At 41.6% G+C, this 19401-nt stretch carries 20 protein-coding genes; 9 read left to right on the top strand and 11 right to left on the bottom strand.

All coding sequences use genetic code 11. The annotated features are described in order from the left end of the window. Positions 1–271: 271 nt before the first annotated feature. The 4 genes from FXW07_RS13875 (at position 272) to FXW07_RS13860 (ending at position 3413) form a co-directional block, all read left to right on the top strand. Positions 272–610, top strand: coding sequence for a DUF134 domain-containing protein (locus FXW07_RS13875; RefSeq protein ID WP_048122918.1), 339 nt, complete (start codon positions 272–274; stop codon positions 608–610). Positions 611–663: 53 nt separating this feature from the next. After that, the gene (locus FXW07_RS13870; RefSeq protein WP_229395949.1) at positions 664–1506 is read left to right on the top strand and encodes an Mrp/NBP35 family ATP-binding protein; all 843 of its coding nucleotides are present in this window, start codon (positions 664–666) and stop codon (positions 1504–1506) included. Between the two features lie 501 nt (positions 1507–2007). Next, positions 2008–2634: a thioredoxin family protein gene (locus tag FXW07_RS13865; protein WP_229395948.1), complete on the top strand. Its 627-nt coding sequence runs from the start codon at positions 2008–2010 to the stop codon at positions 2632–2634. Positions 2635–2762: 128 nt separating this feature from the next. Then, complete coding sequence (locus FXW07_RS13860) at positions 2763–3413, top strand: cytochrome c biogenesis CcdA family protein (protein WP_229395947.1); 651 nt, start codon at positions 2763–2765, stop codon at positions 3411–3413. Positions 3414–3673: 260 nt separating this feature from the next. Here FXW07_RS13860 and FXW07_RS13855 read toward each other — a convergent pair whose 3' ends face one another. From FXW07_RS13855 to cbiT, 9 genes are all read right to left on the bottom strand, one after another. Next, positions 3674–4246, bottom strand: a complete 573-nt coding sequence (locus tag FXW07_RS13855) for a hypothetical protein (RefSeq protein ID WP_229395946.1) — start codon at positions 4244–4246, stop codon at positions 3674–3676. A 788-nt stretch (positions 4247–5034) separates the two neighbouring features. Further along, positions 5035–5607 carry a hypothetical protein gene (locus FXW07_RS13850; RefSeq protein WP_229395945.1) on the bottom strand — a complete coding sequence of 191 codons (573 nt, stop codon included), beginning with the start codon at positions 5605–5607 and terminating at the stop codon, positions 5035–5037. A gap of 401 nt (positions 5608–6008) precedes the next feature. Continuing rightward, positions 6009–6752 carry a precorrin-8X methylmutase gene (locus tag FXW07_RS13845; protein WP_048157852.1) on the bottom strand — a complete coding sequence of 248 codons (744 nt, stop codon included), beginning with the start codon at positions 6750–6752 and terminating at the stop codon, positions 6009–6011. Next, the gene (gene cobJ / locus FXW07_RS13840) at positions 6742–7542 is read right to left on the bottom strand and encodes a precorrin-3B C(17)-methyltransferase (RefSeq protein ID WP_048122896.1); all 801 of its coding nucleotides are present in this window, start codon (positions 7540–7542) and stop codon (positions 6742–6744) included. The genes FXW07_RS13845 and cobJ overlap by 11 nt, the downstream gene beginning before the upstream one ends. After that, positions 7511–7864, bottom strand: a complete 354-nt coding sequence (locus FXW07_RS13835; RefSeq protein WP_229395944.1) for a cobalamin biosynthesis protein — start codon at positions 7862–7864, stop codon at positions 7511–7513. The genes cobJ and FXW07_RS13835 overlap by 32 nt, the downstream gene beginning before the upstream one ends. A 79-nt stretch (positions 7865–7943) precedes the next feature. After that, the gene (locus FXW07_RS13830) at positions 7944–8405 is read right to left on the bottom strand and encodes a cobalamin biosynthesis protein CbiG (RefSeq protein WP_346655664.1); all 462 of its coding nucleotides are present in this window, start codon (positions 8403–8405) and stop codon (positions 7944–7946) included. A gap of 80 nt (positions 8406–8485) precedes the next feature. Further along, entirely contained in the window at positions 8486–9214 is a 729-nt protein-coding gene (locus FXW07_RS13825) for a cobalt-precorrin-4/precorrin-4 C(11)-methyltransferase (protein ID WP_229396012.1), read from the bottom strand. Positions 9215–9321: 107 nt separating this feature from the next. After that, complete coding sequence (locus FXW07_RS13820) at positions 9322–9930, bottom strand: cobalt-factor II C(20)-methyltransferase (protein ID WP_229395942.1); 609 nt, start codon at positions 9928–9930, stop codon at positions 9322–9324. 60 nt (positions 9931–9990) lie between these two features. Next, a complete protein-coding gene (gene cbiT, locus FXW07_RS13815; RefSeq protein ID WP_229395941.1) occupies positions 9991–10545 on the bottom strand; it encodes a precorrin-6Y C5,15-methyltransferase (decarboxylating) subunit CbiT in 555 nt (184 codons plus the stop codon). Between the two features lie 797 nt (positions 10546–11342). Between cbiT and FXW07_RS13810 the strand changes: the two genes are divergently transcribed. Further along, on the top strand, positions 11343–12671 hold the full coding sequence (locus FXW07_RS13810) for an isopropylmalate synthase (protein WP_229395940.1): 1329 nt from the start codon (positions 11343–11345) through the stop codon (positions 12669–12671). A 24-nt stretch (positions 12672–12695) separates the two neighbouring features. On the opposite strand, the gene FXW07_RS13805 is transcribed toward FXW07_RS13810, so the two are convergent. Beyond that, on the bottom strand, positions 12696–13724 hold the full coding sequence (locus FXW07_RS13805; protein WP_229395939.1) for an isocitrate/isopropylmalate dehydrogenase family protein: 1029 nt from the start codon (positions 13722–13724) through the stop codon (positions 12696–12698). Between the two features lie 304 nt (positions 13725–14028). Between FXW07_RS13805 and FXW07_RS13800 the strand changes: the two genes are divergently transcribed. Next, a complete protein-coding gene (locus FXW07_RS13800; protein ID WP_229395938.1) occupies positions 14029–14871 on the top strand; it encodes a TatD family hydrolase in 843 nt (280 codons plus the stop codon). A gap of 312 nt (positions 14872–15183) precedes the next feature. Here the strand turns inward: FXW07_RS13800 and FXW07_RS13795 are convergent, their stop codons facing one another. Beyond that, the gene (locus FXW07_RS13795; protein ID WP_229395937.1) at positions 15184–15669 is read right to left on the bottom strand and encodes a multiprotein bridging factor aMBF1; all 486 of its coding nucleotides are present in this window, start codon (positions 15667–15669) and stop codon (positions 15184–15186) included. Positions 15670–15726: 57 nt separating this feature from the next. Here FXW07_RS13795 and FXW07_RS13790 point away from each other — a divergent pair, with 57 nt between their 5' ends. The 3 genes from FXW07_RS13790 (at position 15727) to ftsZ (ending at position 19309) form a co-directional block, all read left to right on the top strand. Continuing rightward, the gene (locus FXW07_RS13790; protein WP_276573351.1) at positions 15727–17022 is read left to right on the top strand and encodes a proteasome-activating nucleotidase; all 1296 of its coding nucleotides are present in this window, start codon (positions 15727–15729) and stop codon (positions 17020–17022) included. A gap of 187 nt (positions 17023–17209) precedes the next feature. Further along, entirely contained in the window at positions 17210–17794 is a 585-nt protein-coding gene (locus tag FXW07_RS13785) for a DUF99 family protein (RefSeq protein WP_229395936.1), read from the top strand. A gap of 387 nt (positions 17795–18181) precedes the next feature. Then, on the top strand, positions 18182–19309 hold the full coding sequence (gene ftsZ / locus FXW07_RS13780) for a cell division protein FtsZ (protein ID WP_048122873.1): 1128 nt from the start codon (positions 18182–18184) through the stop codon (positions 19307–19309). Positions 19310–19401 lie beyond the last annotated feature (92 nt).

Below are 19401 nucleotides of genomic sequence, written 5' to 3'. Positions count from 1 at the left end.
TTCTGTTGTTGCCTCTTTGAGGAAGTCATCGCCAAAGAGAGCTAAGTTTACCTTACTGTGCCTTTGTATCTACAAACCCCTGACTCCCCAGGACTTAAATGCGTGAAGCGCTTTACCGCTTCCTTTTCAGGTATTCATATTTTTATAAAAACTTCCTCTAACTTTGTGGCAGGCAACCGCACTTTCACTCATTTGTTCATAAATATATATATCTTTCTGTTAAGCAAGAGAAATTATTATATATTTATTCCGCAATGTGCATAAGTAACCTATGAAAAAATGCAGAGGAAGACCAAAGTGTCCGAGGCGTGTTGAGCAAACGCCCGACATCACATATTTCAAGCCTAGAGGAGTCCCGCTTGCGGATCTTGAGGTTGTATCCATCACAGTAGAAGAGCTTGAGGCATTGAGACTTGTAGACGTCGAAGGTCTGAAGCAGGAAGATGCGGCTATCAGAGTAGGAATCTCAAGGAGAGCTTTCTGGGAAGATCTAAAAGCTGCGAGAATGAAAATCGCTCTCGCCCTTAGCACAGGAAAAGCAATAGAGATAAAGGGCGGTAACTATATCAGCGCTGAGAACGCTGACATTAGTGAAGATGCTAACTCGTAAAAGAGAAATCTGAAAACCGGGAAAAATACGGAAATTTTACACAGGCGATAAAAATGACAGATAAGGTTCAACCACTTGAGAGCTTATCGAAAAAGCCAGAAGAGCCAAAAATAGTAGTCAATCTCAGGCGTATCAAACGCAAGATCATGGTAATGAGCGGAAAAGGAGGAGTCGGGAAAAGTACAGTTGCAGCAAATCTGGCTGCTGGGCTGGCCCTGCGAGGATACAAAGTTGGGCTTCTGGACTGCGATATTCACGGACCGACCATTCCTACTATTTTCGGGTTAGAGTCTCAAAGGCCCGAGGTTAATGAAGAAGGCATTCTTCCAGTCTCGGTACTTCCAAATCTTTCTATGATGTCTGTCGGTTTTCTGCTCGGAGACAAAGATTCTCCTGTAATCTGGAGAGGGCCTGCCAAAATGGGGGCAATCAAACAGTTTCTGGAAGACGTTAGCTGGGGAATACTCGATTTCCTGATTATAGACTTACCACCTGGCACAGGAGACGAACCCCTGAGTGTGGCCCAGCTCATTCCCAATTGCGACGGCTCGGTGCTTGTTACAACTCCCCAGGATGTGGCCCTTATCAGCGTTCGAAAGTCAATAAAATTCTCTGAAAAACTTGACGTGCCTATCATAGGGCTTGTTGACAATATGCATGGGCTTATTTGCCCCCACTGCGGCAAGCCAATAGAAGTATTCGGAACTGGTGGTGTGGAAAAAGCCTCAAAAGACTTCAATATTCCGATTCTTGCCAGACTCCCTATTGAGCCAAAGGTCGCAGAAATGGAAGATAAAGGCACTGTTATCCAGGGCCTGCTTGACCACAGTACGGAATGGCAGAAGAACTTCGAGGCTGTTATAACCGCAGTAGAAAAAACTCTGGGAGAGGAGTAAAGCGAAATAAAAGAGGAAAGGTTGCACGTTTACGTGATTATACAACTTTTCTCGATTGGTTAGCTTCTCAATCGGCTAACCTCTCTTTAATAAGCTAAACAGCAACCTGGCGTTCTTTTGAGGACACCTCTACTTTTCAATCGGCTAACTTTTCTTCAATCGGCTGGCCCGGTAATTCTAATTAGTTTTTTAAGATCTCTTCTTTTCCCTGTACTTTATATATCACTAACTATATTTATTTTTAAAGTCATATCATAAGTGGGTTTATATATTTTCAACAGACCAAAAGTCTCTTAAACTAGGTATATATCTTCTTCCCTTAGAGTTAATTATTTGAGGTTTATTGATAATTCTACTTCATAATTCGAATTTCACAACCAGTAGAAAATGTAGGCTATATTAAAATGAAGGTTATTTTTGAAAAGAGGAAATTATTACCATACAACATAATTGCTAAATAATATGTAAAATAATATAAAATAAAAAATTAACGTTGAGAACATGAAGAAATTATTTGTCTTATTGATCATGCTTGCAGCTGTAATCTTTACTGCGGGTTGTACTGATGACAGCAAGGGAAATTCCACAGATACCCAGGCAATTGAGGAGAATAATAGCATTGTCGGAGCAAACGAATCTGAACAGAACGCAACTTCTCAGGAAATCCAGGGAGAAAATGGCGTTGTCAAAACAAACGAGTCTGGACAGAACACAACTTCTCAGGAAGCCCAGGAAGGAACTAGTGTTCTTGAAGTGACCTCCCTTGAACAGATAAATGCATCCCTTGAGCAGGGGCCTGTTCTTGTAAAAATAGGATCTAAACACTGCGGGCCATGCCAGGCTATGAAGCCCATGCTGAAGGAACTGGCAACAGAATACAGTGGGAAAGCCACTATTGCATCTATAGATATAACCGAGAGCCCTTATCTTAACTCTTATTTTGAAATCGGATACGTCCCTGACACATCTTTGGTCGTGGGTATTGAAGACGGAGACTATGTTTATATGCAAGAGAATGGGACAGTCACTAAGGATAGATTCCAGGCTAGAATTCAAGGGCAAATGGAAAAAGAGGTGTATGAAAATCGTATAAACCTTGCTCTTCTCAAAGAGGGGAAAAGCAAATAATAATAAAAATAAACTTAATATATAGAACTAATTTCTAAACTCATTAAGTTAGAAGTTCAAACTTATGGTAAAATCCATAGTTCCGGATAAACACTATCGTAAATAAACTAAAAAAAGAAATTGTAACCATGTATTATGAAGTTATTTCCCCTGTGGCTGCATTTGGAGCAGGAATTATCAGTGTCCTGTCCCCTTGCATCCTTCCCCTTCTGCCTGCTGTCCTGGCAACATCCGCAGGAAAAAACAAATTTAGGCCTCTTGCAATAGTGCTTGGAGTCTCAATATCCTTCACCATAATGGGAGTGGCAACATCTGCCTTTGGGGCAGTATTCAGCGAGTATACCGATCAACTGAAAATTCTCGCAGAGGTCCTTATTCTCTTATTGGGCTTTGCACTACTCTTTGACATAAGCCTATTCAATGCATTTTCAAAGTTTCCCCTTCTGGGGAAAATGGGTGATGAAGGACCGGTTTCTGGCTTTTTGCTTGGCCTTTCCCTCGGTGTTCTCTGGATCCCTTGCGTCGGACCAATTCTAGGCTCGATCCTGACCATGGTAGCTTTAAACGGAAATACTATTACAGGAGCCCTTACCCTTTCAGTTTATTCTCTTGGATTTGCTATACCAATGCTCTTGCTCGCGTACTCAGCCCACTTTTCCTCTTCAAAAATCCGGCTTATTTCTAAGTGGGATGTGGTCTTCAAAAAGGGAGCTGGAACAATACTGGTACTTTTCGGGCTTTATATGATCTATCAGAACCATTTTCAATGGTTTGTTTGAAAAATCCAGATTCCGAGAATTAGGTCATAGGCGCAAGAATATGCTGGCATATGTCCTGAAGACGCAGAATTTAAACTGGATTAGGAGAGTAGTAAGCTTAACTTAAAATTAATAAGCCAAATTACTATTTCCTGAGAAGGGGAAATATGAAGGATTTGTCAGGCCCTGAAGGTTAATCTATTGAATCAAAATACCTGTGCGGCAGGCTACTTCTTTACCTCTGGGGCTTTTGAAATCCTTCAAAAATTGTTATAATACGCTTATTTCTCCATACTCATATAGGCAGACTTGAAGTTAGACATACTTGCGTCAGTACTTATCCCAAGATCCATGCCGTTTATACTGCCTGTGGCCGAAGCTCCCCTGTATTTTGAGTTTTCGCTGCTTCTCCACACGTAGTCGCCAGTTGTTGATTTTGAGGTCGAGGACCCGGTTGAAATTTCTCCTGTACCAGTCCAGTCGGCTCCGACGGTTACAGTATCTGTTTCACCTGTATTCCAGTCAGTGACTTCAAGCTCAATATCAGATAGGCTTGCAGAGTTGAGTTTTTTATCTATACTGAAGACATCATCCTCTGTAAACATGTATCCCCACTTCTCGGAACAATAATCTGGCCCAGAGGTATAGATATCCAGGCAAATATCAGTTCCATCATCAGTCTCAGTTACAGACATGTACGTATAGGTAGTTACGTCACCGTTTGTCTCATACCAATTTGCATATGCAGATGAGCCGCTTTGCCTTTCTATTGTTTTAGATTCCATTGCCTGTACGCTCATAGATGTTGAAAGCAAGACTATGAGTGTAAAACACATTATGTACAGTTTTCTCATTACATACCTCCTTGAAGCAATAATTCGGGCTGATCCCAAAACTCAAAATTAGTTCTTGATATCTCATTCTGTAAGTGACTAATTGAGCCTCGAGGTTTTGGATTCTAACCAATAATTTCACACCCGATTGAACTCCAAACATCACAACTTTAAAAATCCATATGAATTTTATGACCAAGGTATCTAACAATTGGCGCTTTAATCAATTTTCTAAAAAGTAGTGGCTGAAATTAAATGGCGTGCCAATATTTGGCAGCAAGGTTTCAGGACAAGCTCATAAACAAAAGAAATTCATGCGCCTTCGGTTAAGTGAAGAATCGTAACAAATTGCGTTAATTTCCTCAACACCAATAGAATATTTTAATAAATTATGAACTGGAGCAGTGTATCTATTTCATGTAAATAGGCCAAAATTTAAGTCCGGCTTCTAATGCAAAATCGATAGCTTTCAGGCAAGAAAATTCCCTAACCGATGACCAATGAAAAGAAATTAGAAGAATAATAAGAGAGGACAACCAATAAAGGTAGATAGTAATTAGATTGAATGCGGTTTTGGGACAGTTCCTTCAATTAAAATACATAGTCTTATATCAAAAAATAAAATAATGAAATAGTTGACAGCAAAAATAAGACTGAAAAATAGTTTTATAGAAATTCTCTTTAAATGAATTATCAAAGTTAACATGGAATTATAAAACCCAGTAGTAGTTCCAGCAGGTGTTTATGAGGAATTTGAGAACTTCTATAAAGCCAAATAATTTAACCATTTAAGAATATTCGTTATGCGTTTACTTTTCCATGCTCATATAGGTAGACTTGAAGTTAGACAAACTTGCATAGGAACTTGCTCCAAGATCCATGCCATTTATACTGCCTGTGACTGAAGCCCCTCTATAGGTTGAACTGTCACTACTCTTCCACACATAATCTCCATTCTGTGAACTATATGAAGAAGATCCTTTTGACATATCTCCCATACCAGTCCAGGTAGCTTTTACAGCCATAGTTTCGGTTTCACCCGTATACCAGTTATTGACATCAATATTAATCTCAGACAGGCTTGCAGAGTTGAGTTTTTTATCTATGCTAAAAACATCATCCTCTGTAAACATGTAGCCTGATTTTTCGGACCAATAATCTGGCCCATATGTGCAGGTTGATACATAGATATCAGTACCATCATTGGTTTCAGTTACAGATAAGTACGTATAGGTAGTTGCATTGTTGTTTATCTCATACCATTCTGCATATGCAGATGCACCATTATGCCTTTCTATCGTCTTAGATTCCAGAGCTTCTACACTCGTAGTCGTTGAGATCAATACTACAAGAGTAAGTAATGCTGTGCATAATTTCCTCATTTTTATCCGACCATGTGTTCATTTGTTTTAATTTACACATAAATCAAATTTAAATTTCATACCAGTTTATTTAACACAAAACTTGACTTTTCATAGTCGTAGTAAATATAATGCAAAAGTACATAAACACATAAGAAATTATTTTTAGAATTTGAAATATGAATTGGTAAAATGAGAAACTTATAGGAATTACGCATGTATGCTGCAAAATCAAGCATAGTAGGCCAAATAGTTAAAATCTCTCTTTTAGAAAGTTACGCGTTTAATGTTATTGTTTTGTGCTTCAAGTGCGCAATTTCTAACTTATATAAAAAAGGTACTGGAAAGCAGGCGATTAACTGAAAAAACACTGAAAACAAAAAGTTGGATTAAAAATTAAAAAACTAAAGAAAGTGTTGTTTTTAACTTTCTCTCGCGTCTTCACTTTCTCTTGCGATTGCAACAAGCTCATTTACGCATGCAACTGCCATTGGGGTTCCGCCTCTTGTCCCGACACAACTAATAGAGGGTACAGGAACTTTCAGGTTTCTGACTATTTCCTTAGATTCAGCTGCATTTACAAAACCTACCGGAAGCCCGATAATAAGGGCTGGTCTCACACCTTTTTCGATAAGTTTGCAGACCATAATAAGGGCAGAAGGCGCATTTCCGATTGCAATAATACTCCCATCGAGCCGCTCCCTGGCAGCAAGGAAGCCGGCTGATGTGCGCGTAATTCCGTACCTTTTAGCAATTTCAGCATTAGGGTCTTCATCAAGCACGCAAATAATTTCAGATTTGTGTCCTGTCTTTGTAATTCCGGCTTTTACCATATTGATATCCACGAAAATCGGGGCACCTTTTTTAATAGCTTCTACTCCTGCAGGTATGGGGTCATGCATAAAACGCATGATATCTGCCACAGAAAGGTCTCCGGTAGCAATAACGCAGCGCTGGCGGAAGCGGTCTTCAGGAGTTTTGTTGCCGATGAGTTCCTGGATCATTGTCCGGCTTTTCATATAGATGGCTTTTGCTTCTTCGGTTCTTGCCCCTGAGTCCTTACAAATGCTTACAAGTTCGGGATTCACATCAACCGTAAGCTCGGTAAGTTCTTCAAGATTGTCGAGTTTCCCAACTTTTTCATTAGCATTCTCTTTAGTAGTCATACTTTTTCTGATACCCCCTGGGAGTAATTATGAAATCTTTCTTTTGAGAATTCCAGATTCTGGAATCTCCGTTTCCAATAAGGATCGTGGTGCTCATATCTACCCAATCTTCGTATTCCATAACTTTTCCAAGAGTGGTTACTATCCTGTCTTCACCATCTCCCCGCAGAGCGTTTTTCACAAGTCCCACAGGCACGGAATCTGCCTTGTACTGGCGGATAATTTCTATAGCTCTTGAAAAGTTAGATTGTCTCTTACGGCTTTTCGGGTTGTAGAGAGCCATTACAAAATCAGCTTCTGCAGCAAGATTAAGTCGTTTTTCAATCACATCCCATGGAGTCAGAAGGTCACTGAGGCTGATTACTGCAAAGTCTGTCACAACAGGTGCGCCTAGCATACTTGCCCCAGCTAAAATTGCCGTGACTCCAGGAAGAATTTCTATATCAACTTCAAGCCCTTGATGTTCAGCAACTTCAAGCACAATGCCTGCCATACCGTATACGTTGGTATCGCCGCCGCTGATCATGGCAACAGTTGCAACTTTTGCAAGCTCCACCGCTTTTCTTGCCCTGTCTACCTCTTTACCCATATAGCTGCGGATTACTTCCTGGGTTCCGAGGAGGCTTGCTATCTGATCCAGGTAAGTACCGTTTCCGAGTACATAATCGGCATTAAGGATTACATCTCTGGCTCTGATCGTCATCTGTTCTACAGATCCTGGGCCGATCCCTACGATGTAAAGTTTTCCTTTCGTTGCCTTATCTTGCGATTGCGATTGTGACTCTGCCATAGATTTTCTTCCTGCAAATCAATTGTTTTTCTTCAGAAAGTGCCAGAGCTGCAGGTTCTGCAACTCCTTTTAATCCAAATCGGGAAGCCTGGGAGGCTGAAGGAGGACTATAGCTGTTCAGCACTTCATCCGGCAAAAAGTCCACCGGAATGCCGAGCGTCTCTCCCGCTTCCAGAAGCCCTTGTTCGTTTTCCTTAAGTTTCGCAGAAGCAAAAGATGTAATTTCTCCCAGGCTCAGGCCGCACTCATCGAGAGCCTGGTTTACGGCTTCAATGACCTCTTCTTTCGTAATGCCCCTGCGAGTTCCTATTCCTACAATCATTTATTATCGTCTCTGATTCTTAAAGAGTTCCTGGGCAGGTTAATTTACTTAAGTGCAGATTGGTTAATTTACAGCCCAATTACTGTTTACTTTTATTGTTGTCTTTGACTTCTGCATTCTTATGTTGTTTCCTTATCAGTACGGATACATCTTCATCTACAACAACAATTCGGGGCCCTTTAACATTAAGGACCTCTATTTCAGTCTCAAGAAGGGCACAGTTTACAGCTACAGTAGATTCTTTGTTGAAGATTTCGCAGCCTAACCTATCAGCAATACCCTCTACTGAAGGTTTGCCGTGAACCTCGGTCGCCGTTGTAAGCACAGGAACTGCTCCAAGTTCAGAAAGCTTGCGGGCAATTTCATTTGCGCCGTGGTGCCCCCCCAGCAGTGGGATTGCGAAATTCAGGTTTGAATCAACTACGACCACTGCAGGATCATACCATTTATTATCGAGAAGTGGTGCAATGTCTCTTACCACAATGCCTGTGGCAAAAACCGCAATTATTGCCCCATAGCTTTTAAAAGCTTTTTCGAATATACCCTTCTCGTAAAGAAGCAGGTCTGCGTTCAGGTGTTCTGCTATCCTTGCTGCAATCTCTCTATTTCGTTCAAACGTGATTACAACGGTTCCTGGGCTACTCCGTATAGGTAGGACCTCCTGTAATTTTTAGGGTCAACAACCCCACCGATAATTATCATTGCTGAACGTTTAATCCCTGCATCCTTCACCTTGTCTGCGATATCTTCCACAGTTCCGGTGATGATTTCTTCGTCTTCCCAGGACGCGTGAAACACTACTGCAACAGGCGTATCCGTCGGGCAGCGGACTTTTTCCATAATTTCCCTGATTTTTTGCGTGCCAAGGAAAATTGCCATAGTAGTATTGTAGGCAGAAAGCTCGGGGATAAGGTCTTTTTCCAGGGTTTTTCCGGCAGGACGGGTAATAATTAGAGTATCTGAAACGCCATTAAGAGTCAACTGTGTGCCGAGAGCGGCAGAGCTTGCAAAAATCGAGGAAACCCCTGCAACTCTTTCAACTTCGATATCGTGTTTCCTGAGCTCTTCCATCTGCTCTATGACAGAACCATAAAGAGATGGGTCTCCGCTGTGAAGGCGAACAACGAATTTCCCTGCATCTACAGCGTCCGCAATTATTTTAGTGGTTTCTTCGAGGGTTAACCCATAACTATCCACTGTTTCTCCCTGCGTGTAATTAAGAACCTCAGGGTTTACCAGAGAGCCAGCATACATCACAAGGTCGGCTTTTTCAAGCATTTCACGCCCAAGTACGGTAATGAGTTTCGGGTTTCCCGGGCCTGCTCCCACAAAATATACTTTCCTTTCCATCTGACCATTCCCTTTGCTTTCGTGTTTCATTTCAAAATTATGTAAGTTACGTGAATTTATGTAAGTTGCACGAATTCATGTAAGTTTGAATATTACATCATTCACTTTTACTTCTTTCCGTAAATGATGCTGAAGTAGTTCCCCTTCTCCGGAATTTCTTCTTTCTTCCGGATTATGAGCTCTTTGTCCGAAAAGAGTTTTTCTGCAAAGATAAACTCCGTATATCCTTCAGTTTCAAGCTGTTTAACTATGGATTTCGGTTTCGTAGCCTTCAGGTGAATCATATATCCTATATCAGAACCGTCGCTGACCTCAAAAGAGCTCTCAACCGCAACATCGGTCCTGGCAGCAAAGGACGTGATTGAACTTATGCCAGGTATGGTTGCAAGTTCGACATCCGAATAGTGCTTGCGCATTACTTTTTTGAGATGGGAAAACGTAGAGAAAAAGTTTGGGTCGCCTATAAGCCCGAAAGCTACAGTGCCTTTTCTTGCCTCTTCTGCTATCCTGTCAGCATTTTCTTTCCAGAGAGAATTAAGGACCTCAATATCCCTTATCATGGGAAACTCAAGGATTTCGGCATCTGCGTAAGGAGCCACAAGATCTTTTGCCAGGCGGCCTGGCACATATACCTTATCGCTGTTTTTCAAAACATTCACTGCTTTGAGGGTTAAAAGTTCAGGGTCTCCGGGACCAAGTCCTACTCCAATTAACATGCTCTCGCTCCATAAATTATAAAAATAAATGTAAAGAAGGCTTAAATTATAAGACAATTTTCAGTTTTGCTTTTTTCCAACAATGATGTATACCGGGTTTTCAGGTTTAAACATTGTTTCTCCGGCAATTGGTGCACTTCTCGAAACCGATATATGGACTACTTCATCAAAAATTCCAAGTTTTTTCATTGCCTCAATTGTTCTGACAACTGTTTCTATTCGGACTGCGTTTACCACAATACTTCTAGCTTTTTTCTTAACAAGGGTTTCAAGCACAGAACCAATATTTTTTGTCCCGCCGACAAAAGCACAGTCAATAGTATCAGTAAAACTTTCAGAACTCAGTAGATCCGAGGCTTCGCCAGCTAAAATCCGGGCATTTTTTATATTGAAATTTTTGAAATTCATTTCAGTGGCTCTCAGAGCCTCGTTTCGGGCATCTATTGCATAGATAGTGAGGTTTCGGGCAAGTTTTGTGGCTTCAATCGATATCGATCCCGTACCGCAGCCTACATCTGCAAACCTATCTCCGTCCCGCAGCCCGAGTTTGGAAAGGGACACAGCAATGATTTCAGGTTTTGTCGGACCGCCGCTAACGCTTATTATTTCGGACATGTTTACCTCGGGATAAAGTAAAGCAAATATACAAAACGTAATTAAATATATACTTATATAATTCTTAATTTTATTTACTAACCGACTTATTAATCAGAGCTGGAAAACTGGAAAATATGCATTGTTCAAAGCCAATTACATATATACACAAACATAATTAAATCAAGTTTATAGCTAAATCAGATTTATAATTAAGTCAGATTTTTCAGATCAGCTCGAATATAAATATAACTTGTTGTAGATATACCTTATTACCGGCAAGAAGGGCAGGATAGGAAAGTAAACTTTCATGAGGCTCTAAAAAAACAGATAACACTTATGCAAGAAAAGCTTTAGACGAACCTTATACATCAATGCTAATTAGCTTTTTTTTAGGGAAATCTCCGGGAACTTTTCAAAAGGAATAAGAAGCAGTGTCTCCTATCACCCCTGGTAAGTTAATAATAGTATAGGCACTATAGATTAAATAAATATATAAATATGAAAACACATTGAATATTTTAAAAGAAAAAAATTTTAATTATAACGACATATACTTAAGTATTGAATTTCACATAATCTAAGCTCAGAATAATATAAATCTCGACATAGAATGTAAGATGCGGTTTTGAAGAACAGTAGTAAGTGCTCCCCCAAAAGAGTGTTTTTTAAACAAGAATTTAGGGTTCTTAGGTTAAATGCAACTTATTTTCTGACCTGTATACCTGAAATGTATCTTTTTCACAGGAAGATTTTTGCAGTGAAATCCCGCTCTATCAATACAGGGCCCTGCCACCTGAAATAAAGGAGGAAAAGTGATGAAAGTTTACGAATCATATGAAGATCTGCCCAAACTAAAGCTGCCCTATGGAAATGACGTGTACATAAGTGACAGCACTATCCGTGATGGTTCCCAGATGCCGGGAATCGTCCTGAGCAGAGAACACAAGCTCCAAATCTATGAGTATCTGCACGAGATAGGAATCGAAAAACTTGAGGCCTTCGTATTCAATAAGAGGGATAGAGATGCTGTAGATCTAATGCTTGATATAGGGTATGAGTTTCCCGAAATCACCGGCTGGGCAAGAGCTTCAAGAGCCGATATAGACAAAATTCTCGAAGTTGATGGGCTAAAAGAAACAGGAATCCTGATGTCTGTGTCGGATACGCATATTTTTTCCAAGATGAAACTCTCAGGCAGGGAAGAAGCCGAAGAGAAATATCTGGATGCCCTTCAGTATGCAGTCGACCACGGACTTCGTACACGGGCTCACCTCGAAGATATGACAAGAGCAGACAATTATGGCTTTGTTTTCCCGCTAGTTGAAAAAATTATCGAAATCGACCCTGACTGTATCATCCGGGTCTGTGATACTGTCGGATACGGGATGCCCTTCGTTAGTGTCGATGAGCCTTATGGAATCCCGAAAATTGTGCAGCACCTCAAAGAAGAAATCGGGGTAAAAAATATAGAAACCCATATTCATGACGATTACGGGTTCGGGTCAGCAAGTTCCATTGCAGGTTACTGGCATGGAGCTAACTGGACAAGCGTAACTTTCCTGGGTATAGGAGAACGTGCAGGAAATAGCGAGATGGAAAAAATCCTGCTTTTCCTGAGAGATAGGGTAGAAGGTTTTGAAAAATATAACCTTGAACCAGTTACACGCTTTGCAAGATTCATGGAAAAAGAATTGGGACTGCGGGTTCCCAGGAACAAAGCCGTGGTAGGGAATAATATTTTCGCTCACGAATCCGGAATACATGCTGCAGGCGTCCTTAAAAATCCCTTTAACTATGAACCCTACCCTCCAGAACTGGTAGGAGGAAAGCGGCTCCTGCTTATAGGGGACTCTTCGGGTCTGGAAGTTATCCGTTATAAAATTCAGGAGACCTTAAATGATCTTCTTGATATTGAAACCATTGTAGAAAAAGACGACCCCAGACTTCTGAATATCCAGAACGAAATCCAGAATCTCTATGATAATGAAGAGAGGGTTTCCTGCATATCAGATGAAGAGCTTCTGGGTTATGTCGAAAAATATTTTCTTTACCAGCCCATCTGCAATCCGGGACGCACAGGTCGAGGAAAATTGAAAAATAAAGCAAAGATAACCGATTCTGAAGAAAAAAAAGTGAAGGAATGAAAAGGTATTTCCTTCATTATTTTCTTATTTGAGAATTTCTGCCGTATACTTTGCAATCTCATTAGCCATCTGACTGAGTTTTGCATTGCCTCCGAGATCGTAAGTTACATACTTACCTTCGGAAATTACGCGTTTTGTAGCTGTAAATATCGCTTCGGATTTTTCCTTTTCGCCAAGGTAATCAAGCATCCATGCGCCTGCAAGTACGGTTGCGATAGGATTAACCTTGTCCTGACCTGCATACTTTGGAGCTGACCCATGAGCAGGTTCAAACATTGCGAAAGAGTCCCCGATATTGGCAGAGTAGATCAGCCCAATACTGCCTACCAGGGCTGAGCATTCCTCACTTATTACGTCCATAAAGAGGTTTGTAGAAAGAAGAACCTTTTTATTGAATATCTGCGGGTTCTTTATCAGTTGCTGAGCAATGTTGTCTATGTGATAAGGCCAGATCTCGATACCTGGATAATTCTGCCCAACCTTTTCTACCTCTTCTAAGAAAGAGCCGCATGTCAGTTTCAGAATATTGCTCTTATGGATGGGCACAACAGCGTCATAGCCTCTTCTCTTTGCTTCCTCGAAAGCATAGCTGGCAATCTTGTTGGATGCTGTGCGTGTGATTTTACGGATTGCAATTGCAACATCATCTGTAAGCTGGATTTCCTCTCCTATATAAAGGCCTTCTGTGCCCTCGCGCACACAAATCATTTCCACATCTCCAAGAGGAGCACTTGAATTGGGGAAAGTCTTTATTGGTCTGACATTTGCATATAGATTATACTTACTCCTTATAGATACAGCCACACTTCTTGGAGAGCCTATCCCTCCGGGTGTGGTTGTCGGCCCTTTAAAACAGGCATCTGAACTGTCAAGGATGTCCCATGTCTCATCCGGAATAAGGGAGTTTCCTCCATGCTTTTCCCACCAGCCGGCTCCTGCTTCGCACATAACAAATTCAACGTCTGTGCCAGCGGCTTCTGTTACTTTAAGCATTGCATCTACAAGCTCGGGGCCTACCCCGTCACCTTTGATTACTGCTGCGGTTTTACTCATAATTATCACCAGATCTTAGGGTTCGTATTTAAAGAACCGTAGCGACTGAAAAGCTAAAAAAGGGGAACTTTTCAAAGTTCGGTAAGAATAATTGAATCTTTCAGCGTACTCAACGTAAGGCTATATATTTCAAGTTTTGGGTAATTAATAGTATGCTGAGCAATCTCTAACATGTCGAGCAATCTCTAACGCAAAGTTGGACACTGTAAATAGATACTTGCGCACATTTCTAAAAATCGAATCCAGATTTTCAGAAAATACTATTCCGGACTTATCCGGAACTTCATACCTTTGAGGGATGAAAATGCCTGCAAAAATACCTATTACCGATAATCACATGCATATCGACTTCAGATCCAGGGGGCTCGAAGCAGTAAAGGATTTCAAGAACTCTGGAGGAACTCATATAATTCTGGTCACCAAACCTAGCTGGTCGCTTGGAATAACAGTCAACAAACCTGAAGACTACATTCAGGTTTTTGACGAAACTATAAAAATAGCGTCAAAAATCAGGGAGATGGGAGTTGGAGTTTTTCCTGTAATGGGCGTCCATCCGGCAGAAATCTCAAGGCTTACCGAGTATATGGAACTGCAGAAAGCTACAGAGATCATGAAGAAAGGGCTTGAACTTGCCTCAGGATATGTTGAAAAGGGGCTTGCCGTAGGGATAAAGTCAGGGCGCCCTCATTACCCTGTGCCTGCAGAAGTATGGGCAGCTTCGAACGAGGTTATGGAGTATGCTTTTTCCCTGGGAAAAGAACAGGATTGTGCGGTCCAGCTTCATACCGAAAGCGTGGGAGAGCCTGAACTTCAGGACATAGCAGAGAGGGCGAGAAAAACAGGAATTAAAATGTACAAAGTTGTCAAACACTATTCTCCACCTCTGATAAAAACATGTGAGGAACTTGGGCTTTTTCCAGGAGTGATTTCGGTCAAAGGAGCAATAGAACACGCGATTGAAGAAGGTACACGGTTCATGATGGAAACCGATTATATTGACGACCCTGACAGACCAGGCGCAGTACTCGGCCCGAAAACAGTTCCAAGAAGAACCATTAAGCTGATAGAAAAGTATGGGGAAGAACCGTTCTGGGCTATTCATAAAGAAAATCCTGAAAAGGTATATGAGATCGAAATTGAGATTTAAAGGTTTTTTGGAAAATAGAAATCAAATAAGAAGAGGCAGGTAAAGAAAGAAGCATGGGGTTCAGAGAATAACAACTAAAAAACTGGATTTAAAGTAAAGAATAAGCTTAAAACAAAAAAGACCTGAAACCGTAATAAAGCACGTAAAAACAGAGGGAAGAAAAGTAAAAAACGCCTTCAAATTAAACACTCTGTCGTTTCCGGAAGGAGAAAACTGCCAGAAACCAGGTGTTGTTGCCGGAACAGAGCCGGCAATTAAAATACTTTGTCTTACTCTGCTTTGAGATTTACTTCTCTTTCTCTGCTTTGAGATTTACTTTCTTTTTATTTTCACTATATCTCCAAGGGTCATATCTTTCTTCAGGTGAGAAACTTCCTGTCCTGAACCCTCTACACGTTCCGTAAGTTTGATGTTAAGAGCGTGTTCGAGTTTCTTTCGGACGGAATCCTCTGGCACGATTTCACTGCGTTCTATCTTTTTGATTAAAGATACTTTTTCTTTGATATTTTCAGCCAGGTCTTCCTGAGACCAGCCTTTTGCTTCTCTGGCGTCCCGGATAATCTGATCATAGTTGTCCAGGAGTTCGTCTTTCAATATATCGAAAAAATCCTTTTTTGGCCTATTTACAGCTCGTGTTACCGTTCGAACCACCGGAGAGACTTTTCTTGACACGGGAGTTCGCTTATCAACGGGTTTACCGTAAGGAGCACATTTTTGGCAGACCTGGAGCTCGCTGTTATCAATTGTAATGCATATAGGCTTTCCGCGGATCTCTGCACCACATATTTCGCACTGCATATTGATCACTTCGAAAACGCTATATACGGTATGAACTTAAATATTATTCGGAGCTCCATGACGGAAAGTACTAAAAGTAAGGATGAAAGCATGCGCAGTCACCTTGGTAAGCCCGGATCTGTGTATGACGGAATCGATCCTGGAGAGCTGGGGGAAGTAACTGAAAGCGTCCAGGACCGAATGAGGCAACTTGAAAGCCGAAACAGTTATCTGGAAGAGCAGTGCAGCCAGATTGAATCCGAAAAACGTTATCTTGAAAACCAAAAGATAAAGTACGAACGAGAAATACGAAAGCTGCAGTCTGAACTCGATCGGATGAAGACCTCTCCGCTCATTATTGGTACGGTTATTGATGTAATTAAGAACGATAGGATTATTGTCCGAAGCAGTAACGGACCTCAGTTTCTGGTTAATGTCTCTCAGTATATCGATGAGAAAAAACTGCTGCCTGGGGCAAAGGTTGCCCTGAACCAGCATACTCTTGCCATTGCCGAGGTTATTCCATCTACAGAAGAACCTTTTGTTGCTGCAATGGAAGTCCTCGAAAGCGTAGAAGTGGACTATGACCAGATAGGCGGTCTTGATGAGCAAATACAGGAACTTCAGGAAGCTGTCGAACTTCCTCTCATTGAGCCGGAACGCTTTGCTCGGATAGGTATCGATCCTCCTAAGGGAGTTCTTCTTTATGGACTTCCGGGAACAGGCAAAACCCTGCTTGCGAAAGCTGTGGCTCACAGAACCAATGCAACCTTTATCAGAGTTGTAGGCTCTGAACTCGTGCAAAAATACATTGGGGACGGTTCCAAACTCGTAAGAGAAATCTTTGAAATGGCCCGGAAAAAGGCTCCAAGTATTATTTTCATTGATGAGCTTGACTCAATTGCTGCAAGGCGTTTGAATGAAACGACGGGAGCAGACCGCGAGGTTCAGAGGACGCTTATGCAACTGCTGGCAGAGATGGATGGCTTTGATAAAAGAAAAAATATCAGGATTGTTGCAGCAACAAACCGTCCTGATGTCCTTGACCCGGCAATTCTCAGGCCAGGTCGATTTGACAGGCTTGTCCATGTCCCAATGCCCGGAGTAGAGGCCAGAGGAAAGATTCTCGAAATCCACTGTGAGAAAATGACTCTTGCAGGAGATATTGACTTTAAGAGGCTTGCAAAAGCTACCGAAGGAATGAGTGGAGCGGATCTGAAGGCAATCGCCACCGAAGCAGGTATGTTTGCGGTCAGGAAAGACAAAGAACTGATTGAGATGACAGATTTCCTCGAAGCAGTGGATAAAGTCTCTATGGCTGCAGATACGCAGAAAATGATGCCTGCCAGTCTTCCTGAAACCATGTTCGTGTAAAAAAGTTTCCGGTAAACCGAATAGAAATCCCCCCACGGGCTCATTTCTATGGCTGGCTATTTTTACTTTAGCTTGAGAGATAGGGGTTTTACCGGAAAATTGAAAATTTTCCTGGAAAGGACTTTGATTAGAAAACCTGAAGGAAAACCGACAAACTATTTTTGTAATCCAGACATAAGAAGTACCTGTGAATTCAGATTTTCATATCAAGCCCGAAATTCGAATTTTAGGTATAGACGATTCTGCACTCCTCACTGAAAAAGTGATGATAGTCGGGGCTGTTTTTCGAGGAGGAGATTGGATTGACGGGGTTCTTCGCTCCGAAATCACAAAGGATGGGCTTGATGCTACTGAAGTTCTCTGTAATATGATAAAGAAGAGTAAACATTACGGCCAGATAAGAACGGTTATTCTCGATGGAATCACTTATGGAGGCTTTAATGTTGTTGATATACAGACGCTTTACAGGGAAACCGGAATTCCTGTAGTTGTGGTTATGCGGTCCTATCCGGATTTCGAGAAAATAAAATCCGCTCTCAAATACTTCCAGGATGGGGAGGAACGGTGGACTATAATAAAGCGGGCGGGAAAAATAGAAAGAATTTCCGGTGAAAAGAGTTCTATTTATATTCAGAGGGCAGGCATAGGCATGGAGACTGTTAAAAAGATTATCCGGCTTACCTCAATAAGAAGCAATATTCCTGAACCTTTGAGGGTTGCCCACCTGATTGCGACAGGTATTATCCTGGGAGAATCCAGAGGAAAAGCGTAATTATTTTTCATAAAAGAGAAAGGTAAAAATACAGGGAAGTGTGCAGAAAAATAAAATAATAAAAAATAAACATTTTGGTCAAAGAAATTAACGAAGATTCAGTATTATTAAAGAAAGTTCAGAATTATTAAAGAAGGTTCAGAATTATAGCAAATAAAACTGGACCATAATAGCTGTGGGGAACAGCCTGAGGCTAAATAAGAGAGTAGAAGAGTTTAATTAAATAATTAAACAAATACATTATAAGTTCAAAGACTTGAACAGGAAAACTATTAAATTGGAAACTGTATATGTGATGGTTAAAATACACATGTTCCCTCTAAAAATGCATTTATTCTTTAACATCATTCATTAAAACTACCCCATAGGATGGAGGAAAACAGTAGTATGAGATCCATTGTGGAAGAAGCCCTTGCTCGATCTGCCCAGGAAGGACGTGCCGGGCAGAGAGATTACTCAAATTTAGATTACTCTAACGTGGTAGACTCAGATGTTGATGCTGAACTCGAAGAGATTCTTCGAAGCCTTAAAACAACTATCAAAGTGGTAGGATGCGGAGGCGGCGGCTCGAACAGCATCCAGCGCATGATGGGCGAAGGAATACAGGGAGCTGACCTTGTTGCCTTGAACACCGATGCTCAGCACCTTCTTCATATACGCTCCGGCAAAAAGATTCTTATCGGGAAAAAGAAAACCCGTGGACTTGGGGCTGGGAGCCTCCCCCAGATCGGAGAAGATGCTGCAATCGAAAGTATCGACGAAATCAACAGCGTTGTCGAAGGATCTGACATGGTCTTTATTACCGCAGGGCTTGGAGGAGGAACCGGTACAGGGTCAGCACCTATAGTAGCTGAGGCTGCCAGAGATGCAGGAGCCCTTACGATTGCAGTCGTCACCCTGCCCTTCAGCGTGGAAGGCCATGTCCGCAGAACCAATGCCGAAGCCGGTCTTGAACGCCTTAGAGATGTCGCAGACACGGTAATAGTGGTTCCCAATGACAAGCTGATCGAAGTAGTTCCGAGGCTTCCGCTTCAGGCTGCCTTCAAAGTATCAGACGAAGTTCTTATGAGAGCCGTAAAGGGTATCACTGAACTGATCACAAAACCCGGGCTCGTAAACCTCGATTTTGCAGATATCCGAACTGTTATGCAGAACGGGGGTGTTGCAATGATAGGGCTTGGAGAGTCCGACGGAGAAAACAAAGCTGTCGAATCCGTACAGAAAGCTTTGCGGAGTCCGCTTCTTGACGTGGACATCTCAGGTGCAACCTCTGCTCTCGTTAATGTGGTTGGAGGTCCTGATATGACAATTTCGGAAGCTGAATCTGTGGTTCAGGAAGTTTATAGCCGGATAGACGCAAACGCCCGCCTGATCTGGGGTGCACAGGTTGACCCTGACCTCGAACAAACCGTACGTACCATGATCGTGGTTACAGGAGTAACATCCGCCCAGATTTATGGCCATGGAAACGACAAGGATATTACCTTTAAATATGGAATTGATTTTGTAGAGTGATCAGACCAGAGATAAAAGGGATTAAAATCTTCGGTTGGAAAAAAATACTGTTTTCCTCTCTTTAAAATATAAATAAGGGATAGGAATAAAAA

This window comes from Methanosarcina sp. DH1, from assembly GCF_020804205.1.
GTDB lineage: Archaea > Halobacteriota > Methanosarcinia > Methanosarcinales > Methanosarcinaceae > Methanosarcina > Methanosarcina vacuolata.
Note: the sequence above shows the minus strand (reverse complement) of the source record. Positions and strands in the feature narration are given on the sequence as shown.